At 72.6% G+C, this 23,913-nt stretch carries 22 protein-coding genes; 8 read left to right on the plus strand and 14 right to left on the minus strand.

The genetic code is table 11. From position 1 onward, the window contains the following. Window positions 1–7 precede the first annotated feature (7 nt). Window positions 8–1,288 (minus strand): extracellular solute-binding protein, encoded by a 1,281-nt coding sequence (locus ACWDEN_RS23165; protein ID WP_351612554.1) that lies wholly within the window; start codon window positions 1,286–1,288, stop codon window positions 8–10. A 323-nt stretch (window positions 1,289–1,611) separates the two neighbouring features. Between ACWDEN_RS23165 and ACWDEN_RS23170 the strand changes: the two genes are divergently transcribed. Beyond that, complete coding sequence (locus tag ACWDEN_RS23170) at window positions 1,612–2,379, plus strand: GntR family transcriptional regulator (protein WP_450860018.1); 768 nt, start codon at window positions 1,612–1,614, stop codon at window positions 2,377–2,379. A 70-nt stretch (window positions 2,380–2,449) separates the two neighbouring features. Here ACWDEN_RS23170 and ACWDEN_RS23175 read toward each other — a convergent pair whose 3' ends face one another. Next, a complete protein-coding gene (locus tag ACWDEN_RS23175) occupies window positions 2,450–2,884 on the minus strand; it encodes a DUF6299 family protein (RefSeq protein WP_351612548.1) in 435 nt (144 codons plus the stop codon). A gap of 233 nt (window positions 2,885–3,117) precedes the next feature. Between ACWDEN_RS23175 and ACWDEN_RS23180 the strand changes: the two genes are divergently transcribed. Continuing rightward, on the plus strand, window positions 3,118–3,318 hold the full coding sequence (locus tag ACWDEN_RS23180) for a DUF5999 family protein (RefSeq protein ID WP_450860019.1): 201 nt from the start codon (window positions 3,118–3,120) through the stop codon (window positions 3,316–3,318). 37 nt (window positions 3,319–3,355) lie between these two features. Here ACWDEN_RS23180 and ACWDEN_RS23185 read toward each other — a convergent pair whose 3' ends face one another. After that, window positions 3,356–3,754 carry a RidA family protein gene (locus ACWDEN_RS23185; RefSeq protein ID WP_351612544.1) on the minus strand — a complete coding sequence of 133 codons (399 nt, stop codon included), beginning with the start codon at window positions 3,752–3,754 and terminating at the stop codon, window positions 3,356–3,358. Next, a complete protein-coding gene (locus tag ACWDEN_RS23190; protein WP_450860020.1) occupies window positions 3,751–4,884 on the minus strand; it encodes an acyl-CoA dehydrogenase family protein in 1,134 nt (377 codons plus the stop codon). Before ACWDEN_RS23190 ends, ACWDEN_RS23185 begins: the two co-directional genes overlap by 4 nt. Window positions 4,885–5,106: 222 nt before the next feature. On the opposite strand from ACWDEN_RS23190, the gene ACWDEN_RS23195 reads away from it, so the two are divergent. Both ACWDEN_RS23195 and ACWDEN_RS23200 read left to right on the plus strand, forming a co-directional pair. After that, window positions 5,107–6,699: an AMP-binding protein gene (locus ACWDEN_RS23195; RefSeq protein ID WP_351612538.1), complete on the plus strand. Its 1,593-nt coding sequence runs from the start codon at window positions 5,107–5,109 to the stop codon at window positions 6,697–6,699. 15 nt (window positions 6,700–6,714) lie between these two features. After that, window positions 6,715–7,527, plus strand: coding sequence for a PaaX family transcriptional regulator (locus ACWDEN_RS23200; protein ID WP_351612536.1), 813 nt, complete (start codon window positions 6,715–6,717; stop codon window positions 7,525–7,527). A gap of 12 nt (window positions 7,528–7,539) precedes the next feature. On the opposite strand, the gene ACWDEN_RS23205 is transcribed toward ACWDEN_RS23200, so the two are convergent. From ACWDEN_RS23205 to ACWDEN_RS23215, 3 genes are read right to left on the minus strand one after another with little or no spacing between them, the layout of a single operon-like run. Continuing rightward, window positions 7,540–8,019 carry a hypothetical protein gene (locus ACWDEN_RS23205; RefSeq protein WP_351612534.1) on the minus strand — a complete coding sequence of 160 codons (480 nt, stop codon included), beginning with the start codon at window positions 8,017–8,019 and terminating at the stop codon, window positions 7,540–7,542. Window positions 8,020–8,077: 58 nt separating this feature from the next. Beyond that, window positions 8,078–10,345 (minus strand): bifunctional salicylyl-CoA 5-hydroxylase/oxidoreductase, encoded by a 2,268-nt coding sequence (locus ACWDEN_RS23210; protein ID WP_450860021.1) that lies wholly within the window; start codon window positions 10,343–10,345, stop codon window positions 8,078–8,080. 6 nt (window positions 10,346–10,351) lie between these two features. Then, on the minus strand, window positions 10,352–11,179 hold the full coding sequence (locus tag ACWDEN_RS23215) for an enoyl-CoA hydratase family protein (RefSeq protein WP_450860022.1): 828 nt from the start codon (window positions 11,177–11,179) through the stop codon (window positions 10,352–10,354). 295 nt (window positions 11,180–11,474) lie between these two features. On the opposite strand from ACWDEN_RS23215, the gene ACWDEN_RS23220 reads away from it, so the two are divergent. After that, on the plus strand, window positions 11,475–11,930 hold the full coding sequence (locus ACWDEN_RS23220; protein ID WP_351612525.1) for an ATP-binding protein: 456 nt from the start codon (window positions 11,475–11,477) through the stop codon (window positions 11,928–11,930). Here ACWDEN_RS23220 and ACWDEN_RS23225 read toward each other — a convergent pair. The 3 genes from ACWDEN_RS23225 to ACWDEN_RS23235 form a co-directional block, all read right to left on the minus strand. Further along, complete coding sequence (locus ACWDEN_RS23225; protein WP_450860023.1) at window positions 11,887–13,335, minus strand: amino acid permease; 1,449 nt, start codon at window positions 13,333–13,335, stop codon at window positions 11,887–11,889. The two genes, ACWDEN_RS23220 and ACWDEN_RS23225, sit on opposite strands and share 44 nt — an antisense overlap. A gap of 120 nt (window positions 13,336–13,455) precedes the next feature. After that, entirely contained in the window at window positions 13,456–14,466 is a 1,011-nt protein-coding gene (argF, locus tag ACWDEN_RS23230) for an ornithine carbamoyltransferase (RefSeq protein WP_450860024.1), read from the minus strand. A 63-nt stretch (window positions 14,467–14,529) separates the two neighbouring features. After that, window positions 14,530–15,753, minus strand: coding sequence for an arginine deiminase (locus ACWDEN_RS23235; RefSeq protein WP_351612517.1), 1,224 nt, complete (start codon window positions 15,751–15,753; stop codon window positions 14,530–14,532). Between the two features lie 147 nt (window positions 15,754–15,900). Between ACWDEN_RS23235 and ACWDEN_RS23240 the strand changes: the two genes are divergently transcribed. Beyond that, window positions 15,901–16,938: an SPFH domain-containing protein gene (locus tag ACWDEN_RS23240; RefSeq protein ID WP_351612514.1), complete on the plus strand. Its 1,038-nt coding sequence runs from the start codon at window positions 15,901–15,903 to the stop codon at window positions 16,936–16,938. 73 nt (window positions 16,939–17,011) lie between these two features. Then, on the plus strand, window positions 17,012–17,905 hold the full coding sequence (locus ACWDEN_RS23245) for a diacylglycerol kinase catalytic domain-containing protein (RefSeq protein WP_351612511.1): 894 nt from the start codon (window positions 17,012–17,014) through the stop codon (window positions 17,903–17,905). Window positions 17,906–17,932: 27 nt separating this feature from the next. Here the strand turns inward: ACWDEN_RS23245 and ACWDEN_RS23250 are convergent, their stop codons facing one another. The 4 genes from ACWDEN_RS23250 to ACWDEN_RS23265 form a co-directional block, all read right to left on the minus strand. Further along, entirely contained in the window at window positions 17,933–19,690 is a 1,758-nt protein-coding gene (locus ACWDEN_RS23250) for an HEXXH motif domain-containing protein (protein WP_450860025.1), read from the minus strand. Between the two features lie 93 nt (window positions 19,691–19,783). After that, on the minus strand, window positions 19,784–20,011 hold the full coding sequence (locus ACWDEN_RS23255; RefSeq protein ID WP_351612507.1) for a hypothetical protein: 228 nt from the start codon (window positions 20,009–20,011) through the stop codon (window positions 19,784–19,786). 105 nt (window positions 20,012–20,116) lie between these two features. After that, on the minus strand, window positions 20,117–21,247 hold the full coding sequence (locus ACWDEN_RS23260; RefSeq protein ID WP_450860026.1) for an effector-associated domain 2-containing protein: 1,131 nt from the start codon (window positions 21,245–21,247) through the stop codon (window positions 20,117–20,119). After that, window positions 21,244–22,308 carry a hypothetical protein gene (locus ACWDEN_RS23265; protein WP_450860027.1) on the minus strand — a complete coding sequence of 355 codons (1,065 nt, stop codon included), beginning with the start codon at window positions 22,306–22,308 and terminating at the stop codon, window positions 21,244–21,246. Before ACWDEN_RS23265 ends, ACWDEN_RS23260 begins: the two co-directional genes overlap by 4 nt. Window positions 22,309–22,579: 271 nt before the next feature. Here ACWDEN_RS23265 and ACWDEN_RS23270 point away from each other — a divergent pair, with 271 nt between their 5' ends. Then, window positions 22,580–23,902 carry a cation:proton antiporter gene (locus ACWDEN_RS23270; protein ID WP_351618863.1) on the plus strand — a complete coding sequence of 441 codons (1,323 nt, stop codon included), beginning with the start codon at window positions 22,580–22,582 and terminating at the stop codon, window positions 23,900–23,902. The last annotated feature ends 11 nt before the right edge of the window (window positions 23,903–23,913 follow it).

A 23,913-nucleotide genomic window follows, 5' to 3' on the forward strand; every position in this document is an offset into this window, starting at 1 on the left:
GTGGTCATCAGTTCTTCTGGGCCAGGCGCTTGTCGATCTCGGCCTCGACGTCCTTGGCGGCCGCAGCCGGAGCCTTACCGTTCAGCACCGCGGTCATGTAGGACTTGATCGGGTTCGGGGTGTTCTCCACCGCGGCCCACTCCGGGATCAGCGGGGTGGTGCCGCCGACCGCGGCGGCGGGCGCGGCGGCCTCGGCGGCACCGTTGCCCTTGAGGTTGCTCTGCAGGGCCGTCTTGTTCGGGATGACCCCGTTGAGCTTGGACAGTTCGCCCTCGTACTGGTCGGACAGGGCGATCTTCAGGAACTCCTTGGCCAGCGACTGCTTCTTGCTGTTCTGGGCGACGGCGAGGTTGGAGCCGCCGAGGAAGACGCCCTCGGGCTTGTCGGCCGTGGCGCCCGGGATGGTGAAGTAGCCGAGGTCCTTCTCGATGGACTTGTTGGCCTGGATGGCGGTGGCGGCCTCCCAGCCCATGCCGATGAACGCGCCGGTCTTGCCCTTGGCGAAGACCGTGGCCTGCTGCGGGGTGGCCTCGTCCTTGTCCTTGGGCGCCTTGGAGTAGGAGGCGTACTGCTTGTAGAGGTCCATGGCCGCGGCGACCTTCGGGTCGGCGAGGTTGGAGACGTACGTGCTGCCCTGCTTCTTCACCAGGTCGCCGCCCTGGCCGATGATCAGGCCGTCGAGGAAGTACCAGTTCTGGCCCGGCAGGTAGAGCGGCTCGGCGTCGGTCTTCTTGCCGATGGTCTGCAGGTCCTTGAAGAACTCGTCGCGGGTCTTCGGGGTGGACGTGATGCCGGCCTTCGCCCAGATGGCCTTGTTGTAGATGACGACGCGGTTGGCGAAGTACCAGGGGGCGGCGTACTGCTTGCCCTGGTACACGGAGGACTGGGAGACCGAGGGCGTCCAGTCGGCACCGATCGACTGCTTGACGTCGCTCAGGTCGGCGAGGCCGCCGGTGGCCGCGTAGGCGGGGGTCTGGGTGTTGCCGACCTCCAGGACGTCCGGCGGGTTGTCCTCGGAGAGGGCGGTGGTGATCTTCTGCTGGATCCCGTCCCACTTCTGGATCTCGAACTTCAGCTTCGCGCCGGTCTTCTTCTCGAACGCGGCCTGGACGTCCTTGCTCCACTGCGGCGGCGCGGAGCCGTCCATGGTCCAGACGGTGAGCGTCTGGCCCTTCCAACTGCTCGGTCCCGCGTCCTTGCCGCTGTCCTTGCCGCCGTTTCCGCCACACGCCGCAACGGAGACCATCATGCCCGCGATCACGATCGCGGCAGCGAGCTTGCGCTTCACGCCACCCTCCTCAGGGATGCCACTAACCCCCCACGCCCTCGGCGGTGACCTGCGTACGACGCTGTTGCACGTAGGGCTCGGGACCTGGCCACTAATGGTGTAGACCAGTACGGTGGAGCTTGGCCTAGACCTTTCGGGGTGTCAAGGGTGGTCCCGGAAGCCGATTCCGGCCGTTACGAGAACGTCACCGGAGCGCGTCCGTCCGCATCCGTCCGATTCACCCGGGCATCGGTTGGACCGGACCTGAGCGGGCGGGTTGGACTAGACCATAGGGCAGTTGGTCGCTATAACGGGAGACCGTCGACACAGCCGGGAAGGCAGGCATGACCACCGACGTCAGCAGCGCCCAGCCGCACAGGGGGGCGTCCGGCCGCACCGCGCGCGTGCCGAAGTACTACCGGATCAAACAGCAACTGCTCGCCATGGCCGAGGAGTTGCAGCCCGGCTCGGCGATGCCGGCCGAACGGCTGCTCGCCGTGCGGTTCGACACCTCGCGGACCACCATCCGGCAGGCGCTCACGGAACTCGTGGGAGAGGGCCGGCTGGACCGGATCCAGGGCAAGGGCACCTTCGTCTCCCAGCCCAAGCTGTACCGCACGCTCCAACTGACCTCGCACACCGAGGACATGCGCGCCCAGGGCCTGACCCCCGCCTCGCAGGTGCTGGACATCGGGGAGATCCCGGCCGACCAGCGCCTGTCGGAGCTGCTCGGCATCGGCATCGGCGAGCACGTCCTGCGTATCGAGCGGCTGCGGCTTGCCAGCGGTGATCCCATGGCGATCGAGACGACCCACCTGTCCGCGCGGCGCTTCCCCGGCCTGCGCCGCTCGCTGGCGACCCATCCCTCGCTGTACACGGCGCTCGCCGAGGTGTACGGCGTCCATCTCGCCGAGGCCGACGAGACCATCGAGACCTCGCTGTCCACACCGCGCGAGGCACACCTGCTCGCCACCGACGTGGGGCTGCCGATGCTGCTGCTGTCCCGGCACTCGCGGGACGCGGAGGGCCGGCCGGTGGAGTGGGTGCGCTCGGTGTACCGGGGTTCCCGGTACAAGTTCGTGGCCGCCCTGCGGCGCCCGGCGCAGGGGTGACGTCGCACAGGGCCCGGGTCGGGTGGTCCACGACCGGGGCTCGCCTTGACCCCTCGCGTACGGACGACCGTCACTTCTGGGTGAGCTTGACGTCCTGTTCCTTCAGGGCGTGGAAGGCCGGCAGCAACAGCAGCAGGTCGCCGGAGCGCAGTTCGGTGACCGTCGCCTGCACATGGGCCTTGCCGGCCTTCAGGGACTTCGGCGAGATCTTGCCGGAGTTCTCCCAGTGGTGCTCCGCGCCGTCGCACTGGGCGGGGGTGCCGCCGATGCCGTACACGCTGGTGCGGTCGCCCTGGCTGATCGAGGAGCTGACGAAGGCGATGCCGGCGGTCCCGGAGCAGCGGTAGGTGCCGGTGAGGGTGATGGTGCCGTCCTTGGCGATGTGGCCGGTCGGATCGACGGTCACGGTCTCGGTCTCGGACGGGTCGGCGGCGGCCGAGGGGACGGCGGCGCACAGCAGGGCGGCTGCGCCGAGGGCCGCGGCGAGAGCGGGGCGTACGGGCACGGGTACCTCCGGATCCACGGAACAGTGGGTTCCACTGGTACCGGTCGGCCGGGCCGTCGGCCGTGACCGTCACCCCATCGGTGGCGCGTCATGGAAGCGTCCGGGAGTTGTCCGGGTGTTGTCACGCTTCACGGCGCGCGGTTCCGGGGCGTTCACGGCGGGAGCATGGTCTGTGTATGACGGGCCCGCGGCCGCATCCGCCGGCCCCTCACATCCCGATGTGGAGGTGCGCCATGTGCTCCAACCGGTCCTCGTGCCCCGCGTCCGGCCCCGCCCTGCGACACCCGGTGGCCGCCCATCCCGAGCAGGGCTGGACCTTGCTGTGCGACGGCTCGATCGTGTTCGACGACAGCGGCGAACTGCACGCGGACGGCAGCGTCGTCCCGCCGTGCCGGGTCCCGGCGGAACGGCTCGCCGTCGCGGCGGCGGCCTGAACGCCACGGAACTCCGGCCGGCGGCACCGCCCGGCGGCTACGGCAGCACCGCGAACCCGTCCAGCTCGACCATCGCCCGCTCGTCCCACAGCCGTACGACCTGTACGACGGCCATCGCCGGGTAGTCCCGGCCCGCCGACTCCCGCCAGATGCGGCCGAGCCGGCCGGCGTGGGCGCGGTAGGCGGCGATGTCCGTGGCGTAGACGGTGACCCGGGCGAGGTCGGCGGGGGTGCCGCCGGCCGCGCGCAGCGCCGCGAGGAGGTTGCCGAGAGCCCGCTCGAACTGCTCGGGGAGCGTGTCGCCGGTGATCTTGCCGTCGGCGTCGAGGGCGGTCTGGCCCGCGAGGAACACCACGCGCGAGCCGGACGCGACGACGGCGTGCGAGAACCCCGTGGGCGGGGACAGCTCGGGCGGGTTGACACGCTCGGTCGTCACCGGGACGCCTCCTCGGTCTTGGCGTACAACTCCTTGGCGATGATGCCCCGTTGGACCTCGCTCGCGCCCTCGTAGATGCGCGGGGCGCGCACCTCGCGGTAGAGGTGTTCCAGGAGGTGGCCGCGGCGCAGGGCGCGGGCGCCGTGCAGCTGGACGGCGGTGTCGACGACGTACTGCGCGGTCTCGGTGGCGAGCAGCTTGGCCATCGCGGCGCGCCCCGGCACGTCCGCCGCGCCTTCGTCGTACGCCGTCGCCGCCGCGTACACCATGAGCCGGGCCGCCTCCGTGCGCAGGCCCATCTCGGCGACCTGGTGGGAGACGGTCTGCAGGTCCATCAGCCTGCCGCCGAAGGCCTCGCGGCGGCGGGTGTGGCCGAGGGTGGCGTCGAGCGCGGCCTGGGCCATGCCGACCGCGAAGGCGCCGACGCTGGGGCGGAAGAGGTTGAGGGTGCCCATGGCGACGGCGAAGCCGCGGTCGGCCTCGCCGAGCACGTCGGCGGCGGTGACCGGCACGGCGTCGAAGTCCAGGGCGCCGATGGGGTGCGGCGAGAGCATGTCCAGGGCGGTGCCGGTGAGTCCGGGCCGGTCGGCGGGGACGAGGAAGGCGGTCACGCCCCGGGCTCCGGCGCCGGGTGTGGTGCGGGCGAAGACGGTGTAGAAGTCGGCCTCGGGGGCGTTGGAGATCCAGCTCTTGGCGCCGATGAGCCGCCAGCCGTCCGGGCCGTCGGGCTCGGCCGCGAGGGACAGCGCGGCCGCGTCCGAACCGGCCCCCGGCTCGCTCAGCGCGAACGCGGCGACCGCGCTGCCGTCGGCGACGCGGGGCAGCCAGTGCTCGCGGTGGGCGGGGCTGCCGTGGGCGTGCACCGGATGGGCGCCCAGGCCCTGCAGGGCGAGGGCGGTCTCGGCCTCGGTGCAGGTCTGGGCGAGGGACTCCCGCATCAGGCACAGGTCGAGGGCGCCGGAGGTGAACAGCCGGGCCAGGAGGCCCAGTCGGCCGAGTTCGGCGAGGAGCGGCCGGTTGACGCGGCCCGGCTCGCCCTTGTCGGCCAGCGGGCGCAGCCGTTCGGCGGCCATGGTGCGCAGCTCGGCACACCAGGCGGTCGCGTGCGGTTCGAGCGAGAATGCGGGCACTGCCGGTCCTCCCTCCGGTCCGGGCCGACCTGACCCTTCCCGTTCGCCGTCCGGGGCATCTTGGGCATCCCCCTGGGCCTGCCCCCGGCTCCCCACCGACGTTATCGCGAAAGGTTGACTGCCGTCACCAAGACGATACGCTCGAGGCGCGAGCCACCAGGACGCCGGTGCCCACCACGACGCCCGTCTTCGACGCTTGTCACGGCAAGGGGGCGAACCGCCATGCATCGCTCGGCCCATGTCGACACCTTCGCGCGCGACCATCTGCCGCCGCCGGACGAGTGGCCCGAGCTGCTCCTCGACCTGCCGGAGCTGCGCTACCCCGAGCGGCTGAACTGCGCCGCGGAACTCCTGGACCACGCCGAGGCGGACCGCCCGGTCTTCCGCACCCCGGCCGGTCCCCCCTGGACGTACGGCGAGCTGCGCACGCACGTCGACCGGATCGCGCACGTGCTCACCGGTGACCTCGGCGTGGTGCCCGGCAACCGGGTACTGCTGCGTGGCCCCACCACGCCCTGGCTCGCCGCCTGCTGGCTGGCCGTGCTCAAGGCGGGCGCGATAGCCGTCACCGTGCTGGCCCAGCAGCGCCCGCACGAGCTGGCCACCATGTGCGAGATCGCCCTGGTGCGGCACGCGCTGTGTGACATCCGGTCGGTGGCGGACCTGGCGAAGGCCGACATCCCCGGATTGCGGATCACGACGTACGGCGGTGACGGCCCCGACGACCTCCTCCACCGCCCCACGCCCGACACGCCGTACCGGGCCGTCGACACCGCGGCCGACGACGTGGCCCTGATCGCGTTCACCTCGGGCACCACGGGTCGCCCGAAAGGGTGCATGCACTTCCACCGGGACGTGCTGGCGATCGCGGACACCTTCTCGAAGCACGTGCTGCGCCCGCGCGCGGACGACGTCTTCACCGGCAGCCCCCCGCTCGGCTTCACCTTCGGCCTGGGCGGCCTGGTGGTCTTCCCGATGCGGGCCGGCGCCAGCTCTTTGCTCCTGGAGGAGGCGGGCCCGCGCCGGCTGCTCCCCGCGGTCGCCGAGCACCGCGTCTCGGTCCTGTTCACCGCCCCGACCGCCTACCGCGCCATGCTGGAGCAGCTCGACGGGTACGACGTCTCGTCGCTGCGGCGCTGTGTCTCGGCCGGCGAGAACCTGCCCGCGGCCACCTGGCGGGCCTGGCACGAGCGCACCGGACTGCGCCTCATCAACGGCATCGGCGCGACCGAGCTGCTGCACATCTTCGTCTCCGCGGCCGACGAGCGGATCAGACCGGGCACCACGGGGGTGCCGGTCCCGGGCTGGCAGGCGCGGGTGCAGGACGCGCACGGCACGCCGGTGCCGGACGGCGAGCCCGGCCTGCTCGCCGTGCGCGGCCCGGTCGGCTGCCGCTATCTGGCCGACCCACGCCAGCGCGTGTACGTGCGCGGCGGCTGGAACATCACCGGCGACACCTATGTCCGCGAGCCCGACGGCTACTTCCGCTATGTGGCCCGCGCCGACGACATGATCATCTCCGCCGGGTACAACATCGCCGGACCCGAGGTGGAGGACGCGCTGCTGCGCCACCCGGACGTGGTGGAGACGGCGGTGGTGGGCCGCCCGGACGAGGCCCGCGGACAGGTGGTGGTCGCCTACACCGTGCTGCGCGAGGGCGCCCGGCGCGACCCGGAGGCCCTGAGCGTGTTCCTCAAGTCGGAACTGGCACCCTACAAATGCCCGCGCGAGTTCGTCTTCCTCGACGCGCTCCCGCGCACCGCCACCGGCAAGCTCCAGCGCTTCCGGCTGCGCAGCGAAGGTGACCGGCAGTGATGCCGACGACCTAAAATGATCAACGTGTCCGAGCAGCACGCCCCCAGGTCCCTCATCGTCACGCTCTACGGCGCGTACGGCCGCTACATGCCCGGCCCGGTGCCCGTCGCCGAGCTGATCCGGCTCCTGGCCGCGGTCGGCGTGGACGCGCCCTCCGTCCGTTCCTCGGTGTCCCGGCTCAAACGGCGCGGCCTGCTGCTGCCGGCCCGCACGGAGCAGGGCGCGGCCGGCTACGAACTCTCGCCCGAGGCACGGCAGTTGCTGGAGGACGGCGACCGGCGCATCTACGCGACCACGCCCATGGAGGACACGGGCTGGGTGCTCGCGGTGTTCTCCGTGCCCGAGTCGGAGCGGCAGAAGCGGCATGTGCTGCGCTCCCGGCTGGCCGGCCTGGGCTTCGGCACGGCGGCCCCCGGGGTGTGGATCGCCCCGGCCCGTCTCCACGAGGAGACGCGGCACACCCTGTGCCGGCTCCACCTGGACCCGTACGTCGACCTCTTCTGCGGCGAGCACCTGGGCTTCGCCCCGACGGCCGAGGCGGTCGGCCGCTGGTGGGACCTGGCCGCGATCGCCAAGGAGCACGAGCGGTTCCTGGACGCGCAAGCCCCGGTCCTGCGGGCCTGGGAGCGGCGCAGGGGCACCCCGCCCGAGGAGGCCTACCGCGACTACCTCCTCGCACTCGACTCCTGGCGCCACCTGCCGTACACCGACCCCGGTCTGCCCGGCCGGCTGCTGCCCGAGGGCTGGCCGGGCGTGCGCTCGGCGGAGGTGTTCCAGGGGCTGCACAGGCTGCTGCGGGACGCGGGGGCGCAGTTCGCGGGGGTGTGAGACGGGGCGGTGTCACAGGGAGGTCAGGCAGTACAGGTGTGCTCCCTCCGTCCGGGCGCGCTGGGCCAGGCCGACGAACGTGCGGATGCTGTCCTCGGCGTGCAGGTAGTCGGAGAAGTGCGCCTCAGCGATGTCGCACGCCTGGAGCGCGAGCATCGGCACCGCGTCCTCGACCACGTCGGCGAGCGCGTCCCGCCAGGCGTCGGGCAGTTCCCCGAGGAACGACCCGTCGTCCCAGGCGGTCGCGGACACCACCGGTGTCTCATGGGGGTACGGCACCTCGTCCGGGAGGGGCGAGACCAGTTCGGGCCCCTCCCCGCGGGCGGGCGGTATACCCGCGGCGAAGGTGATCAGCCGGGGCAGCGCCAGATGAGGGTCCATGTTCCCCACATCGAGCCCGTCCAAGCCCAGCCACTCACCGTCCGGCCCGATGACCCGCCCCATCGCCGTGCCCCGGTCGCCGGCGAGGAAGTACTCGTGCGACACGCCCATGATGTCTCCGTTCGTCTCACTGCCCCCAGGAGTCGAGTACAGCAGACGGCACCGACAGTCATCCGCCGAGGGTCAACCGTGGCTTCGGCGCGTCCGTGCGGCCGGTCTGCGGGCGGCGGCTGCCCGCGCGGTAGGGCGCGGGCCAGACGACGCCGGGGCCTTCGTAGCCCTGCTCGGCCGCCGCGTGCAGGGTCCAGTGCGGGTCGTACAGGTGCGGACGGCCCAGCGCGCACAGGTCCGTACGCCCCGCGAGGATCAGGGAGTTGACGTCGTCCCAGGACGAGATCGCGCCGACGGCGATGACCGGCACACCCGCCTCGTGCCGGATCCGGTCGGCGAACGGCGTCTGGTACGACCGCCCGAACTCCGGCCGCTCCTCGGCCACCACCTGCCCGGTGGAGACGTCGATCGCGTCGGCCCCGTGCGCGGCGAAGGCGCGGGCGGTCTCCACCGCGTCCTCGGCGGTCGTTCCGCCCTCGGCCCAGTCGGTGGCCGAGATGCGCACCGTCATGGGCCGCTCCGCCGGCCACACCGCGCGTACGGCGTCGAAGACCTCCAGCGGGAACCTCAGCCGGCGCTCCGGCGAGCCGCCGTAGGCGTCGGTGCGCCGGTTGGTGAGCGGGGAGAGGAAGCCGGAGAGCAGATAGCCGTGCGCACAGTGCAGTTCGAGCAGGTCGAACCCGGCCCGCGCGGCGCGCCAGGCGGCGGCGGTGAACTGCTCGCGGATGTCGGTGAGTTGGGCCCGGGAGAGCTGCCGCGGGGTCTGGCTGCCCGGCTTGTACGGCAGCGGGGAGGCGGCGACCAGGGGCCAGTTGCCGCGGGGCAGGGGTTCGTCCATGCCCTCCCACATCAGCCTCGTGGAGCCCTTGCGGCCGGAGTGCCCGAGCTGCACGCCGATCGCGGTGCCGGGTGACCGGCTGTGCACGAAGTCGGTGACCCGCCGCCACGCCTCGGCCTGCCGGCCGGTGTAGAGACCGGCGCAGCCGGGGGTGATGCGGCCCTCCTCGCTCACGCACACCATCTCGGTCATGACGAGCCCGGCCCCGCCGAGGGCACGGGCGCCCAGGTGGACGAGGTGGAAGTCGCCGGGGACGCCGTCGGTGGCGGAGTACATGTCCATCGGCGACACCACGACCCGGTTGCGCAGGGTCAGGCCGCGCAGCCGGAACGGGGTGAACATCGGGGGTGTGCCGGGCGGGCAGCCGAACTCGCGCTCGACCGCCTCGGTGAAGCGGGCGTCGCGCAGCCGGAGGTTGTCGTGGGTGACGCGGCGGCTGCGGGTGAGCAGGTTGAAGGCGAACTGCCGGGGCGGCTGGCCGAGGTGGAGCCCCAGGTTCTCGAACCATTCGAGGCTGGCGCGGGCGGCGCGCTGGGTGGACGCGACGACGGGTTTGCGCTCCTCCTCGTACGCCGCCAGTGCTGTTTCGAGTGTGGGCTGTTCGCGCAGGCACGCCGCTAGTGCGAGGGCGTCCTCCACGGCCAGCTTGGTGCCGGAGCCGATGGAGAAGTGGGCGGTGTGCGCGGCGTCGCCGAGGAGGACGACGTTGCCGTGGGACCAGCGGTCGTTGACCACCGTGCGGAAGGTGGTCCACGTGGAGTTGTTGGAGTGCAGCGGGCGGCCGCGCAGCGCTTCGGAGAAGATCTTGGCGCAGCGCTCGATGGATTCGTCCGCCCCGAGTTCGTCGAATCCCGCGGCCCGCCAGACCTCCTCGCGCATCTCGACGATCACGGTGGAGGCGTCGGGCGCGTAGGGGTAGCCGTGCAGTTGCATGACGCCGTGCTCGGTCTCGGCGATCTCGAAACGGAAGGCGTCGAAGGCGAAGTCGGCGGCGAGCCAGATGTACCGGCAGCGGTGCTCGGTGATGCGGGGGCGGAAGACCTGGGCGTAGGTCTCGCGGGTGGTGCTGTGCACACCGTCGGCGGCGATGACGAGGTCGTGGGTCCGGCAGAGCTCGTCCGGGGGCGGGGCCTCGGTGCCGAAGGCGATGGTCACGCCGAGGGAGAGGCAGCGCTCGTGCAGGATCTTCAGCAGGGTCCGCCTGCGCACCGCCGCGAAGCCGTGCCCCCCGGAGGTCTGGCAGGTGCCTCGGTGGGCGATGTCGATGTCGTCCCACCGCACGAAGCGCCGCTGCAGCGCCTCGTACACCACGGGGTCGGCGTGTTCGATGCCGCCCAGGGTCTCGTCGGAGAGGACCACCCCGAAGCCGAAGGTGACGTCCGGGGCGTTGCGCTCCCAGACGGTGACCTCACGGGTGGGATCGAGCCGCTTGAGGAGAGCTGCCGCGTACAGGCCACCCGGGCCGCCGCCGATGATCGCCACCCGCATGAAGGCTCACCTTCCCCGCCACTTCGGCGCGCGCTTCTCCGTGAAGGCCGCGTGGAACTCCGCGTAGTCCTCGCCGTGCATCAGCAGGGCCTGGGTCGAGGCGTCCAGCTCGACCGAGGCCGCCAGGGGCATGTCCAGCTCGGCCGTGAGCAGGGCCTTCGTCTGCGCGTACGCCAGGGCCGGGCCGTCGGCCAGGCGGCGGGCCAGCGCCTGAGCCGCCTCGTCGGCCCGGCCGTCCTCCGTCAGCTCGCTGATCAGGCCGATGCGCTCGGCCTCGGGGGCGCGGACCGGTTCGCCCAGCATGAGCAGGCGGGTGGCGTGGCCGAGGCCGACGACGCGGGGCAGCAGGTAGGCCGCGCCCATGTCACCGCCGGACAGGCCGACGCGGGTGAAGAGGAAGGCGAAGCGGGCGGTGGGGTCCGCCACGCGGAAGTCGGCCGCCAGCGCCAGGACCGCTCCTGCGCCCGCCGCCACGCCGTGCACCGCGGCGATCACGGGGAACGGGCACTCCCGGATCGCCCGTACGACCTGCCCGGTCATCCGGTTGAAGTCGAGCAGCCGGGCGGTGTCCATGCCGAGGGTGGCGCCGATGATCTCGTCGACGTCGCCGCCGGAGCAGAAGCCCCGTCCCTCGCCGGCCAGCACCAGGGCGCGTACGGCGCGCTCCCGGGACAGCTCGGCCAGCAGGTCGCGCAGGTCGGCGTAGGCACCGAAGGTGAGCGCGTTGAGCTTCTCGGGACGGGCGAGGGTGACGGTGGCGACCCCGTCGGCGAGCTGGACCCGCAGATGCTCCCAGTCGGAGGTGCGGGCGGCGGAGCCGGTGAAGGGACTCATGACGTGCGGCCTCCTAGGGCGGCGGTGCCGTACGTTGCGCAGTCCTCCGAAGTTATCACCTGTTTGTGACTGTCGTCACGAGTGCGCGACAGACGGCGGCCGATCGGCCGAGTCCGGTCACGTCCGTCACGGGTCGTCGACAGCGCCGTAACAGTGGGCCCGGGCGGGCGAGGCGGGCCGCCGGCCGGGGTAGGCCGCTCGTTACCGGGGCCGGAGGTTCCGGGCGAAGCCCGCCGACGGTGTCGTCGGCCGGGCCCGTACCATTCCTACAGTCGAAAGCAGGACAGCCTGCTCCATGAACGGACTCGCCTTGCACGAACGCCCCACCGAACCGGCCTTCTGGCGCATCGCGCTGCCGCACACCGCCGCGGCGGTGCCCGTGGCCCGTGCTCTGGTGCGCACGGCCCTCGCCGAGGTGGAGCACCCGGCCGACAGCGACACCGCGGAGCTGCTCACGGCGGAGCTGGTGGCCAACGCGGTGGAGCACACCGCCGGGCGCGGCCCGATAGAGCTGGTGGTGGAGCTGTTGCCGAGCGGCTGCCAGGTCGAGGTGCACGACCCCGACCCGGCGCCGCCGGGTCGGCTGACCGCGCCGGTGATCGAGGAGCCCGACGTCTGGCAGGAGGGCGGGCGCGGGCTGCTGCTGATCCGCACCCTCAGCTCGTCCTGCGGTCACCGCCCCACCCCGTCGGGCAAGGCGGTGTGGTTCAGACTGCCTGCGGTTCCCGCTCAGCGGCGGCGCTCGGCGTGACCTCGGGGGCCGCCTGAGCCAGCGTGGAGTGCCGGCGGCCGTAGCCGGCGTAGATCGCCAGGCCCACCGCGAGGAACACGGCGAACTGGATCCAGGTCCGCCAGCCGGTCTCGTACATGAGGTACAGGCAGAAGGCGACGCCGAGCAGCGGGCCCACCGGGTAGAGCGGCACCCGGAAGCTGCGGCTGAGGCCCGGCTCGCGGCGCCGCAGGGCGATCACCACGATGTTGACGACGGCCATGATCGCCAGGGTGCCGATGGTGCACAGGTTCATCACGGCGTCGAGGGAGGCGAAGGCCGCCGGGAGCGCGAAGACGACGGCGACGATCAGCGTGCCGGCCACCGGGGTGGAGGTCTTCGGGTTGACCTTCTCGAAGACGCGCGGGATCAGGCCGTCGCGGGACATCGACATCAGGATGCGCGTCTGGCCGTACATCACCGCGAGGACGACCGAGGCGATGGCGACGACCGCGCCGAAGGCGATCACTCCGCCGCCGACGGCCGAGCCGGTGACCTCGTTGACGACGTACGACAGCGCGGCGGGACGGTCGGCGACCTGCCTGCCGCCGATGGCGCCGATCGCGGCGACCGCGACCGCGCAGTAGAGGAGGGTGACCAGGCCCATGCAGACCATGATCGCGACCGGGATGTCCCGGCGCGGGTTCTTCGCCTCCTCGCCCGCGGTCGTGATCGCGTCGAAGCCGATGTAGGAGAAGAACGCGGCCGTGGTGCCCGCGCCGATGCCGCCGAGACCGGCCGGCGAGAACGGGGTGAGGTTGCCGTGCTTGAAGGCACTGTAGCCGATGGCACAGAAGGCCAGCAGGATGACGAGCTTGACCGCGGCCATGGCGGCCGTCGCCCGGGCGCTCTCGCGCACCCCGCGCACCAGCAGCACGGAGGCCAGGGCGATGACGATCACGGCCGGGAGGTTGATGATCCCGCCGTCGCCCGGGCCCGCGGACAGGGCGGCCGGGAGCTGGACGCCGGTGAGGCTGTGCAGCAGCTCGTTGACGTACTGGCTCCAGCCGACGGCGACGGCCGAGATGGAGATGCCGTACTCCAGCAGCAGGCACCAGCCGACCAGGAAGGCGGTGGACTCGCCGAGGCCGGCGTAGGCGAAGGAGTACGAGGAGCCGGAGACCGGGATCGCGCCGCCCAGCTCCGCGAAGGAGAAGGCGGTGAACACGCAGGTGATCGCGGCGAGGACGAAGGAGACGACGACGGCAGGGCCGGCCTGGGCGACGGAGTCGGAGAGGCCGACGAAGATGCCGGTGCCGACGATGGCGCCGACGCCGAAGCAGATGAGCTGGAAGAGGCCCATCGTGCGCTTGAGGCCGTGGCCCTCGCGGTCGGCGCCGGATTCGGCGACGAGCAGGTGCGGGGACTTGATGCGGGGAGCGGGCATTGCGGGTGGTGCTCGTTTCTGGTGGTGCGGGCGACCGGGTCACAGTCGCGGCGACGGCCCGGAAGGGGTGGTTCAGGGCCGTCGGTCAGGATAAGGGCCGGTCGGGAAGGTGGACCAGGGTCAGCGGGCGAGTGTGGCGACCAGCACCGCCTTGATGGTGTGCAGCCGGTTCTCGGCCTCGTCGAAGACGACCGAGTGCGCGGACTCGAACACCTCGTCCGTGACCTCCAGCGAGTCCAGGCCGTAGGTCTCATGGATCTCGCCGCCCACCGTGGTGCCGAGGTCGTGGAAGGCCGGCAGACAGTGCAGGAACTTCACGTCCGGGTTGCCGGTGGCGCGCAGGACGTCCATGGTCACGGCGTACGGCGTGAGCGCGGCGATCCGCTCCGCCCAGACCTCCTTCGGCTCGCCCATGGAGACCCAGACGTCGGTGGCGACGAAGTCCGCCCCCGAGACGCCCTCCCGGACGTCCTCGGTGAGGGTGATCCGGGCGCCGCTCGCCTCGGCGAGCTTGCGGGCGTGGGTGACGACGTCCTCGGCGGGCCAGTAGGGCCTCGGGGCGACGATCCGCACGTCCATGCCGAGCAGGGCGCCGGTGACCAGGTAGGAGTTGCCCATGTTGAAGCGGGCGTCGCCGAGATAGGCGAAGGCGGTCTCCGTCAGCGGCCTGTCGCTGTGCTCGGTCATGGTGAGCACGTCGGCGAGCATCTGGGTGGGGTGCCAGTCGTCGGTGAGGCCGTTGTAGACGGGCACGCCGGCGTACGCGGCCAGCTCCTCGACCTTGGCCTGGCTGTCCCCCCGGTACTCGATGCCGTCGTACATCCGGCCCAGCACCCGCGCGGTGTCCTTCACGGACTCCTTGTGGCCGATCTGCGAGCCGGACGGATCCAGGTACGTCGTGTGGGCGCCCTGGTCGGCGGCGGCGACCTCGAACGCGCAGCGGGTGCGCGTCGAGGTCTTCTCGAAGATCAGCGCGATGTTCCGGCCGCGCAGGTACTGCGTCTCGGCCCCCGCCTTCTTGGCCGCCTTCAACTCGGCCGCCAGCTCGACCAGACCGCGGAACTCGTCCTCGGTGAAGTCCAGCTCCTTGAGGAAGTGGCGGCCGGCGAGGGCGGTCGGGACTGTCGCCATGGGGGGCGCTCCAGATGTACTACGACTACAGGACTCTGGAAGTCTATACGACCTTTCACATTTTTATACGGCGTCTCGCTCCACGGGACAGCTCATGCACCTCGGGCCGCCCCGGCCCCGGCCCAGCTCGCTGCCCGGGATCTCGATCACCTCGATGCCCTGCTTGCGCAGATGCGTGTTGGTGGTGGAGTTGCGCTCGTAGGCGACGACGACCCCGGGCTCGACGGCGAGGACGTTGCAGCCGTCGTCCCACTGCTCGCGCTCGGCGGCGTGCACGTCCTGGGTGGCGGTCAGCACCCGGATCTCGCCGAGGCCGAGGGCGGCGGCGATGGCGCGGTGCATGTGCTCCGGCGGATGGTCGGTGACCTTCAGCTCCTTCTCGGTGACCCCCGGCTCGATGGTGTACGAGCGCAGCATGCCGAGGCCCGCGTACTGCGTGAAGGTGTCGCCGTCGACCATGGTCATCACGGTGTCGAGGTGCATGAAGGCGCGCCGCTTGGGCATGTCGAGCGCGACGATGGTGCGCGCGGAGCCGGCCGCGAACAGCTTGTACGCCAGCATCTCCACGGCCTGCGGGGTGGTGCGCTCGCTCATGCCGACCAGCACGGCGCCGTTGCCGATCACCAGGACGTCGCCGCCCTCGATGGTGGAGGGATGGTCGGCCTGCCCCTGGGACCAGACGTGGAAGATCTCGTCGCGGAACAGCGGGTGATGGCGGTAGATCGCCTCGAAGTGGACGGTCTCGCGTTGCCGCGCGGGCAGCCGCATGGCGTTGATGGCGACCCCGTCGTAGACCCAGGCGGAGGTGTCGCGGGTGAAGAGGTGGTTGGGGAGGGGGCCGAGGAGGAAGTCGTCGAGGTCCATGACATGGAAGCGGACGGAGGTCGGCTCGGGGTGCGCCTGCAGGAACTCCCGCTTGGTCATGCCGCCCACGAGCGCCTCGGCCAGCTGGGGTGCGGGCAGGGACTCGAAGGCGGCGCGCAGGTGGTCGGTGGCGAGAGGGCCGTACTCCTTCTCGTGGAAGACCCGGTCGAGGACGAGGGTGCGGGCCTCGGGGATCTCCAGGGTCTCGGTGAGCAGGTCGCCGAAGAGGTGGACGGCGACCCCGCGGTCCCGCAGGACGTCGGCGAACCCGTCGTGCTCGGCGCGCGCCCGGCGCACCCACAGCACGTCGTCGAAGAGCAGGGCGTCCTTGTTGCTGGGGGTGAGCCTTTTGAGCTCCAGATCGGGCCGGTGCAGGATCACGCGGCGCAGCCGCCCGGCCTCGGAGTCGACGTGGTATGCCATGCCTCCATCCTGGCCGTCTCCGCCCGCCTTCACGCCCTTGTCGACCGTTTCCGGCCCTTCCTGTTTTCGTCCTATTGACGAGAAGCAGCCCCTCCGCTTATCGTCGTCATGACGAAAAACGGGGGCCGAAAACAACGAGGGGGAGCCATGGCCGACATCACCCGGCGCCTGGGCCTGCGCCATCTGCGCGGCACACCGACCGCGCACATCCGGCACCACCGCTCGGGCACACTGGTGCACGACGGTCCCGGGCTCAGCTTCTGGTTCCGGCCGCTGACCGCCGCGCTGTCCGAGGTGCCGGTCGACGACCGCGAACTGGCGATGACCTTCCACGCCCGGACCTCCGACTTCCAGGACGTGTCCGTCCAGGCCACGGTCACCTATCGCATCGCCGACCCGGCCGTGGCCGCCGCGCGCCTGGACTTCTCCATCGACCCGGACACCGGCGTGTGGCGCGGTTCGCCCCTGGAGCAGCTGGGGACGCTGCTGACGGAGACGGCCCAGCAGCACGCCCTGGACGTGCTGGCCCGTACGTCGCTGTCGTCGGCACTGGTCGACGGCGTGGCGGCGGTACGGGAACGGGTCGCGGCGGGGCTGGGCGAGGAACCGCGCCTCCCGGCGACCGGCATCGAGGTGGTCGCCGTGCGTGTGGTGGCGCTGCGCCCGGAGCCGGAGGTGGAGCGGGCCCTGCGCACCCCCGCGCGGGAACAGATCCAGCAGGAGGCCGACCGGGCCACCTACGAGCGGCGGGCCGTGGCCGTCGAGCGGGAGCGGGCCATCGCCGAGAACGAACTGGCCAGCCAGATCGAACTCGCCCGTCGCGAAGAGCAGTTGGTGGAGCAGCGCGGCACCAACGCCCGCCGCGAGGCCGAGGAGCACGCGGCGGCGGACGCGGTACGGGCGGAGGCGGAGGCGGCCCGGACGGTGAGGCTGGCGGAGGCGGAGGCGCAGCGGTCGGTACGGCTCGCCCGCGCGGAGGCCGAGGGGGCCCGCGAGGTCGGTGAGGCGCGGGCGCAGGCCCAGGCGGCCTGGCTGCGGGTGCACGCCGACGTGGACGTGGCGACGCTGCACGCCCTCACTGGGACGCGGCTGGCGGAGAACCTGCCGAACATCGACAGCGTGACCATCTCCCCGGACGTGCTGACGGGCCTGCTGGCGCGGCTGGGCTCCCAGGAGCGGGCGTGAGGGCGCACAGGCCGCCGGAGGCGGACCGGGGCACGGCGTCGTGCGCGCCCGGCTGTCCCGCGGAGTGCGCCGCATGAGCCTCGCCCCGCGGGCCGTGCTGGTCCATCGCACCACGGAGTACGAGGAGTTGGTGGCCCGGCACGGCACGCACGGCCAGGCCGCGTTCTTCCTCGCCTCCCGCGGCCGGGACATCGAGGAGGTCGCCGAACGCCACCGGCGCGCCCGCCGCGCCCTGGCCGAGGTGACCGCGGCGGTGCCGCTGACCTGGCGGCAGGCACAGGTGGAACGGGGCGACCTGGACCGGTTCCTGTTCGCGCCCGAGGACGTGGTGGTGGTCATCGGGCAGGACGGGCTGGTGGCGAATGTCGCCAAGTACCTCGTCGGCCAGCCGGTCGTCGGCATCGACACCGACCCGGGCCGCAATCCGGGTGTGCTGGTACGGCACCGCCCGGCCGACGCGACGAAGCTGCTGGCCGCCACCGACCACACCGCGGTGGACGAACTCACCATGGTCGAGGCCGTAGCCGACGATTCCCAGCGGCTGCTGGCACTCAACGAGATCTACCTGGGCACCCCGGGTCATCAGACCGCCCGGTACCGCCTGGGCCTCGAGGACGACGGGGGTGTCGTCGAGGCCCAGGCCTCCTCCGGGGTGCTGGTGGGGACCGGCACCGGCGCGACCGGCTGGCTCCGCTCCGTGTGGCAGGAGCGGGGCAGCCGGATCCCGCTGCCCTCCCCCACCGAGGACCGGCTGGTGTGGTTCGTCCGCGAGGCCTGGCCGTCACCGGCCACCGGTACGAGCCTGGTGGCGGGCGAGCTCGGGGCCTCGGCGTCGCTGACGGTCACCGTGGAGTCCGACCGCCTCATCGCCTTCGGCGACGGCATCGAGACCGACGCGCTCCAGCTCACCTGGGGGCAGTCGGTGGACGTGCGGGTGTGCGCGGACCGGCTGCGGCTGGTCGGCTGACGCACCGCCGCCGCGGCCTCACGGCAGTCACCACCCCGGTGGTCGCAGCAGTTCCGGCCGGGCCAGCATGCGGCGGCCCGACCGGCCCGGTTCGAGGGTCGCGCGGGCGACGATCCATCCGGCCAGGGCGTGCGGCTCGGCCGGGTCGTCGGCGAGGGCGTCCTCGTAGCGGGCCAGCGCGACGGCCGGGCGGCCCGCGGCGAGGTGCTCGTCGGCCGTACGAGGGGTGGTGGGGCGGATGGCGAAGGCCTGGGTGCGGACGTCCGGCCACAGGGTCCGGTCGGGGCGGAACCGAGGAGCGTCCCCGAGGGGCTCCCCGGACGGGTCGATGTTGCGCAGCCGCCACTCCGTGCGGTGCAGGACGGCGGCCGTACGGGCACGGGTCAGGGCCGGCTCGGGTACCGGCTCGCGCAGCCAGCCGTCCAGCGTGCGGGCGAGCCCCGCCACCAGGGCCGTGCCCTGGGCGGTCAGCCGGCCGCAGGTCAGCAGGGTGCGTACGACGAGGCGGCACTGGAGGCGGCGCAGGGCGAAGTGGTAGGCGGCCTCCTCGGGCGGCTCCGGCCCGGCCAGCCGGTCCCGCCAGAAGCCGGCGACGCCGGTGAACGCGTAGGCGCCGTGCAGGAGTCCGGTGAGATGGCGCGGGTCGGCACGCCAGGGGGCGTAGTAGCGCTCCTCCCGGTCGTCGTCGAGCAGCGGGAAGAGGTGGAGGAGAGCGGCGAGTTTGCTGTGCTGGAACTCGTGGACGAGGGTCTCGGCGAGGGCCAGCGCGGAGGCGGGGCGGGCGATCACCATGGCTCCGTAGGAGTCGCCGCTCGAGCCGGACAGGGGAACCGCGGGCGGTGCCGGTGGCAGGACGCCGGTGCGGCCGAAGGGGACGACGGCCCGAATCGCGGCGGGGTCCACACGGCCCGGCCCGGTTCCGCCGGGTGTCCCGAGAATGCCGACGGCGTCGTCGAACAGCCGCTGCCACTCGTCCGCCTCGTCGGCGTCGAGCCGGGCGGGCGGGACCGGGTCGTCGAGGTCGCGGTACGGGTCGAGGTCGTCGAGGGGAATCGCGGTGACCCCGGCCCGGCCGATGTGGGTGAGGGTGCGCAGCGGGTGCCAGGTCGCGGGGCTCCGGGTGTCCTCCGCCCTGCCGCGTCTGCCGGGGCCTTCGGCCCTGTCGTCCCCGGGCACCGGCACCCGGGCGGTCCTGCGGCTGGGCAGCGGTGCCGTGGCCGGACGGCAGGTCAGGGCCGTCGGCACGGAGTGCCGTCCGGGGCCGGTGAGGGTGAGGATGCCCCGGCTGGTGGCGGCCACGCCGACCGTCCGGCCCGGGGCCGCCTGCGGCAGCCGGGCCTGACCGAGGCCGGGGAGGGACAGGGCGCCGTCGGTGAGCGGGATCCGGAGCTCGGCCTCCGTCCCCGCGCGCAGGGACGCCGTCACCGCCAGGGCGCACAGGTGACCGGCCTCCACCCACAGCGCAGGGCCCGGCGCCGTGCCGTGCACCCGGCGCAGCATGTGGGCGAGCCAGCCGCCGGTCGCCGGGGCGAGCAGCAGCCGCTCGACCGGGCCGGGCGCCTGCTCGGCGGCATCCTTGAGGACGCGCCAGGCCTCGGCGGCCGGGGTCAGTGGCGTGGGCAGCCGGTCGAGGTGGTCCAGCAGCGTCCGCAGGAGCAGCAGCCGGCGCGTCCGCTCGCCGCGGTCGAGAAAGGCGAGGGCCTCCGCCGAGCCCCCGCCCGCGGCCAGTTCCGCGAAGAGGCGCTCGGGCATGCGGAAGGGGTCGGTGCGCGGCTCACTGGGCATGGACGGGGACCTCCGGTAGCGCGGAAGGGGCGCACGTGGGCCCCCGCGGGCAGACGGGGACCGGGCGAGGGTTCGGCCGCTCGGGCGGTACGGCTATTCCGCCCGGGCGGTACCTTCGCCTCCGCCTCTCATGCTGTTGCGGGCACGCAGGACTTCCGTCAGAAGGCGGCCGGCCGGGTGCAGCGGGGCGAGGTCGTCCACCGCGGCCAGGGGCAGCCCCGTGAGGTCGGCCAGATCCGCCTCCCAGAAGTCGGTCCCCGCGACGGCGACCGGCTCACGGACGGCGGCTTCGGCGTGCAGCCGAGCAGGCGGCTGGTCCAAGGTGCTCCCCCCTTCACGAAAAAACGGTGGCACGCAGTTCCCCGTGTCCCTTTCCATCATGGCCATTACTACCCCCGTCGAAAACCATACGATCACGCCACCTGATCACCTTCGGTCACGCGGGCGCCTGAACCATTCCCCGAACTCCCCCAGTGCCGCCTCCAGTTCGGCCCCGCGCCCGGGATCGTCGTCGACAGACACCACCGCGTCGTACAGCGACCACAGGGCCTCGGCAGGGCGCTTGGCAAGGTGGTTGAGCAGATGGGTGGCGTCCGTACGGGCCTTGGTGTGACGAGGGAGCGTCGCGGTGTGGGACGGGTCCAACGCGGCGACCACCGCCTGCCGTTCGGCGGGGTCGGCCATCAGCGGATAGGCCATCAGGGCGTCGACGGCCCGCAGCAACGGCGAGGCCGGACGTGCCGCCGAGGGCGGTGCGGAGGGGGGCAGTGTCTCGGTGCGCTCGGGGCTCTGCAGACGGATCTCGGGATACTGCAGAGTACGGCCCGCTTCCCTGAGGGCCCCGATGCGTGCCCGGACGGCGGGAAACAGTTCTTCCGGATCGGGTGGCGCGGGCAGTACGGCGGCCCGATCGGCCAGCAGGCCGAGCAGGACGTCGGAGAAGAGGCCCGTGCCACGCACGGGGTCGTTGGCGGCGGCCCGGCCGCGGCCCGCCGCGCGCAGCAGGGTCTGGTGGTGGACGAGGTTGCGCCCGCCCACGGGCAGCGCGTCGGGCGGCAGTTGCTCGCGGAAGGCGAGGTCCTCCTCGAAGGTCTCGCAGGCGTCCACGACCCACATCTGCCGGGCCAGGCCCGGCACGGCGTCCCCGGCGTACCTCTCGAGCGCCGAATCGAGGTCGATGCCCAGCTTGTCGGCGGTGGTCGCGTCCGCGCAGAACAGCCGGAGCCGCCCGGACCTGTCGAGGACGCCGTGCCCGCCCCACCACACCCACAGGATGTCGCCCTGAGCCAACGCCAGTTCGCGGACCAGCACGCGGCGCAGGGTGGCGTGGTCGGCCGCCGCGTACGGCAGTTCCGGGACGTGGGGCGGCAACGGGGCCAGATGCAGCCGCAGTTGGTGCTCGGGCACTCCGGCGGTGCGCAGCAGGCGGTGGAAGCGCACGGCGTCCCGGGCCGGTCCCGGCAGGTCCCAGGCGGGACCGGCGTCGTAGGCCTCGACGCCGACGATCAGGGCGTGCACACGGGACGGATCGACGCGGGAGGGCGAAGCGGCGCTCACGGCAGGCGGTCCGCGATGTGCCGGTACACCTCGGGGTTGGTCCAGTAGGCGCTGTGCGCGGCCGGGAACGGCTGGCGGCTGTCGACGGCGATGTCGGTCACGCGGCCCGGAAACAGACCCGCGCCGAGATAGCCGAGCAGGTCGCGGGGATCGTACAGATTCAGCCAGTCGGGGAAGTGGGGCGGCAGGGGCGCGGGGTGTTCGAGGCAGGGAAGGGAGCCCGACTCGTACAGGAACGGCCCCTGGGAGCCGGCCGTCACCAGGAGCCGGACCTGGGGCAGGGGGTCGGAGATCAGCGTGTCCAGGGCGATGATGCCGCCCAGGCTGTGTCCGACGAGCGCGACGGGCGGCTCCAGGCCCGCGACGAGGGTGCGCAGGCCGGCCCGGACGCCCGCGCCGCGGCTGAGGTAGCGCAGGACGTCCCCGGCGGCGGGGTGGGCGGCCTCGGTGAGGGCGCGCCGGCGGCGTACCACCGCACGGGAGGCGGCCGAACCGGCGACCCGCAGCAGCAGGGAGCGCATTCCGCGTTCCGTGCCCCGGGGTGGCGCGCCCAGGGCCTCGGCGAGCCGGTCGACGGCGGCGTCGCGTGTGCCGCCGACCGGGACGAGCGGGACGTCGGCGTCGAGGGCGTCGGCGATGATCCGGGCGACCAGGCTGCGGGCGGCGAGCGTCGCCAGCTCTGCCGGGGCGAGGGCCTCGGCCGCGGGCGCGAGCAGCGGGTGGGCGGCCAGGTCGGTGGCGGCGCGGGCGAGCCCCGGGCCCAGTTCGGCGGCGGGTGTGTCGCCGAGTGCGGCGAGCGCGGCCAGGTGCGCCTGGAGCTGTTGCTGAGGCGGTACGGAGCCGGGCGGACGTTCGCCCTTCGGCTCCGCTCCGGCTGCCGCGAGGGCGAGTTCGGCGTAGGGGTCGGCGTAGAGCGCGGCCCAGGCCGCGGTCGAGTCGTCGCCGGTGTCCACAGCGGCGGGTGTCTCGTTGAGTCCACGCGTGGTGCCCGCCTCCGGCGGCAGGCTCGCACCGGCGGCCGCGAGCGTGGCGCCGTGCGTGCCTCCCCAGTAGTAGGGCACGATGCGAAGTCCCCCACGCAGTGCGGTCAGCCCGGCCGCTACGCGCGCGGCCAGCGCAGAGAAGTCAGGTTCGCGAACACCCGTCCCATGAATGAAGACGACCGCTGTCATGTGCCCCCCGTGACACCTGTGGAGCGCCGTGTACGACTCCCGTCCTGGCGTCAACTTACCAGTATCATATGGAAGTTGGGATCGAGCAAACTTGCGAGAGCTGTGACACCCACAACCGGCCGGACGGACGGCCTCTGCACCTGGACACAAGGGGGACAGCGTGAGCCCTGACGAGTCGGTCATGCACATCCTGCTTGCCACAGCCCTCATCCTCGTGGTCGCCCATGCGGCGGGCTGGGCGGCGCAGCGGCTGAAGCAGCCGTACATCGTGGGCCAGCTGACCGCGGGCATCGCTCTCGGGCCCTCACTCCTCGGCAGCGTGTGGCCGGACGGGCACGCCTTCTTGTTTCCGAAGGAGATCGACACAGCGCTGACCGGCTTCGCACAGCTCGCCCTGGTGCTGTTCCTCTTCGCGGTGGGCTACGAGCTGGATCTGAAGGTCCTCGGCGACCGCGCGCGTTCGGCGGTGACCGTCGCCGTGGCCGCGTTCGTGGTGCCGATGGCGGCGGGGAGCGGCTGTGCCCTGCTCTTCCAGGACCAGCTGCGCGGTCTGGGTATGCCGGATCCGACACCGGCCCAGGTCGTGTTCGCCGGGGTCGCCCTGTCGATCACGGCGGTACCGGTGCTGACGGCCATAGTGCGGGAGAACGACATGTCCCACACGGTGCCCGGGGTGGTGGCCGTCTCGGCGGCCGGGCTGCTCGACGTGCTCGGGTGGACCGTGCTGGCCGGCGCTCTGCTGGGCGGCGACCGCGCAGGGCAGACGCTGAGCTGGGGGTGGCGGGCGTTACTCGGGGCCGGCTTCATCACGCTGATGCTCGTGGCGGCCCGGCCGGTGCTGCGCAGGCTGCTGTGGCGCACCAGCATGGAGCCCTCGCTGCGGCTGGCGCTGCTGACCGGCTTCGCCCTCGCGTCGGCCGCGGTGACACATGCGCTCGGACTGCATGTGATCTTCGGCGCGCTGCTCGCGGGTGCGGTGGTGCCCCGCGAGGAGGACGGCACCCTCGATCCGGACCTGATGCGCGCGCTGCACACCGTCAGCTATCTCCTCGTGCCGTTCTTCTTCGTCGTCTCGGGCAAGGCCGTCGCCCTGGGCAGCATGGACGGCACAGGGTGGGCCGTCCTGGTGGTGGTGACGCTGCTGGCGGCCACGACGAAGATCGGCAGCGGCACGGCGGCGGCCCGGTTGAGCGGGCTGGACCGTGCAGACGCGTGGACCGTCGGCGTCCTGATGAGCACGCGCGGCCTCACCGAACTGATCGCCCTCAACGCGGGCTACCAGGCGAACCTGCTGAGCAGGCCTCTCTACACGGTCCTGGTCTTCATGGCCCTGGCCACGACGCTCTTCACCCAGCCGCTGCTCATCCTGGTCCGCAGCCGGGCCGACCGGGGCAGGCACGGCCGTCCGGTACCGCCCCCCGAACCGTCGCTCCGGCACCCGCAGGACGGCGCGCCGACCGCCCCCGCGGCCGACATGAGCTGACCCGGACGGGA

This window comes from Streptomyces sp. NPDC001153 (assembly GCF_053598315.1).

Bases quoted from the DNA above. Each gene is read 5' to 3' on its own strand.
- ACWDEN_RS23170 (WP_450860018.1), top strand. From the start codon at position 1,612: ATGACCACCGACGTCAGCAGCGCCCAGCCGCACAGGGGGGCGTCCGGC.
- ACWDEN_RS23180 (WP_450860019.1), top strand. From the start codon at position 3,118: ATGTGCTCCAACCGGTCCTCGTGCCCCGCGTCCGGCCCCGCCCTGCGA.
- ACWDEN_RS23195 (WP_351612538.1), top strand. From the start codon at position 5,107: ATGCATCGCTCGGCCCATGTCGACACCTTCGCGCGCGACCATCTGCCG.
- ACWDEN_RS23200 (WP_351612536.1), top strand. From the start codon at position 6,715: ATGATCAACGTGTCCGAGCAGCACGCCCCCAGGTCCCTCATCGTCACG.
- ACWDEN_RS23205 (WP_351612534.1), bottom strand. From the start codon at position 8,019: ATGGGCGTGTCGCACGAGTACTTCCTCGCCGGCGACCGGGGCACGGCG.
- ACWDEN_RS23210 (WP_450860021.1), bottom strand. From the start codon at position 10,345: ATGCGGGTGGCGATCATCGGCGGCGGCCCGGGTGGCCTGTACGCGGCA.
- ACWDEN_RS23215 (WP_450860022.1), bottom strand. From the start codon at position 11,179: ATGAGTCCCTTCACCGGCTCCGCCGCCCGCACCTCCGACTGGGAGCAT.
- ACWDEN_RS23220 (WP_351612525.1), top strand. From the start codon at position 11,475: ATGAACGGACTCGCCTTGCACGAACGCCCCACCGAACCGGCCTTCTGG.
- ACWDEN_RS23225 (WP_450860023.1), bottom strand. From the start codon at position 13,335: ATGCCCGCTCCCCGCATCAAGTCCCCGCACCTGCTCGTCGCCGAATCC.
- argF (WP_450860024.1), bottom strand. From the start codon at position 14,466: ATGGCGACAGTCCCGACCGCCCTCGCCGGCCGCCACTTCCTCAAGGAG.
- ACWDEN_RS23235 (WP_351612517.1), bottom strand. From the start codon at position 15,753: ATGGCATACCACGTCGACTCCGAGGCCGGGCGGCTGCGCCGCGTGATC.
- ACWDEN_RS23240 (WP_351612514.1), top strand. From the start codon at position 15,901: ATGGCCGACATCACCCGGCGCCTGGGCCTGCGCCATCTGCGCGGCACA.
- ACWDEN_RS23245 (WP_351612511.1), top strand. From the start codon at position 17,012: ATGAGCCTCGCCCCGCGGGCCGTGCTGGTCCATCGCACCACGGAGTAC.
- ACWDEN_RS23250 (WP_450860025.1), bottom strand. From the start codon at position 19,690: ATGCCCAGTGAGCCGCGCACCGACCCCTTCCGCATGCCCGAGCGCCTC.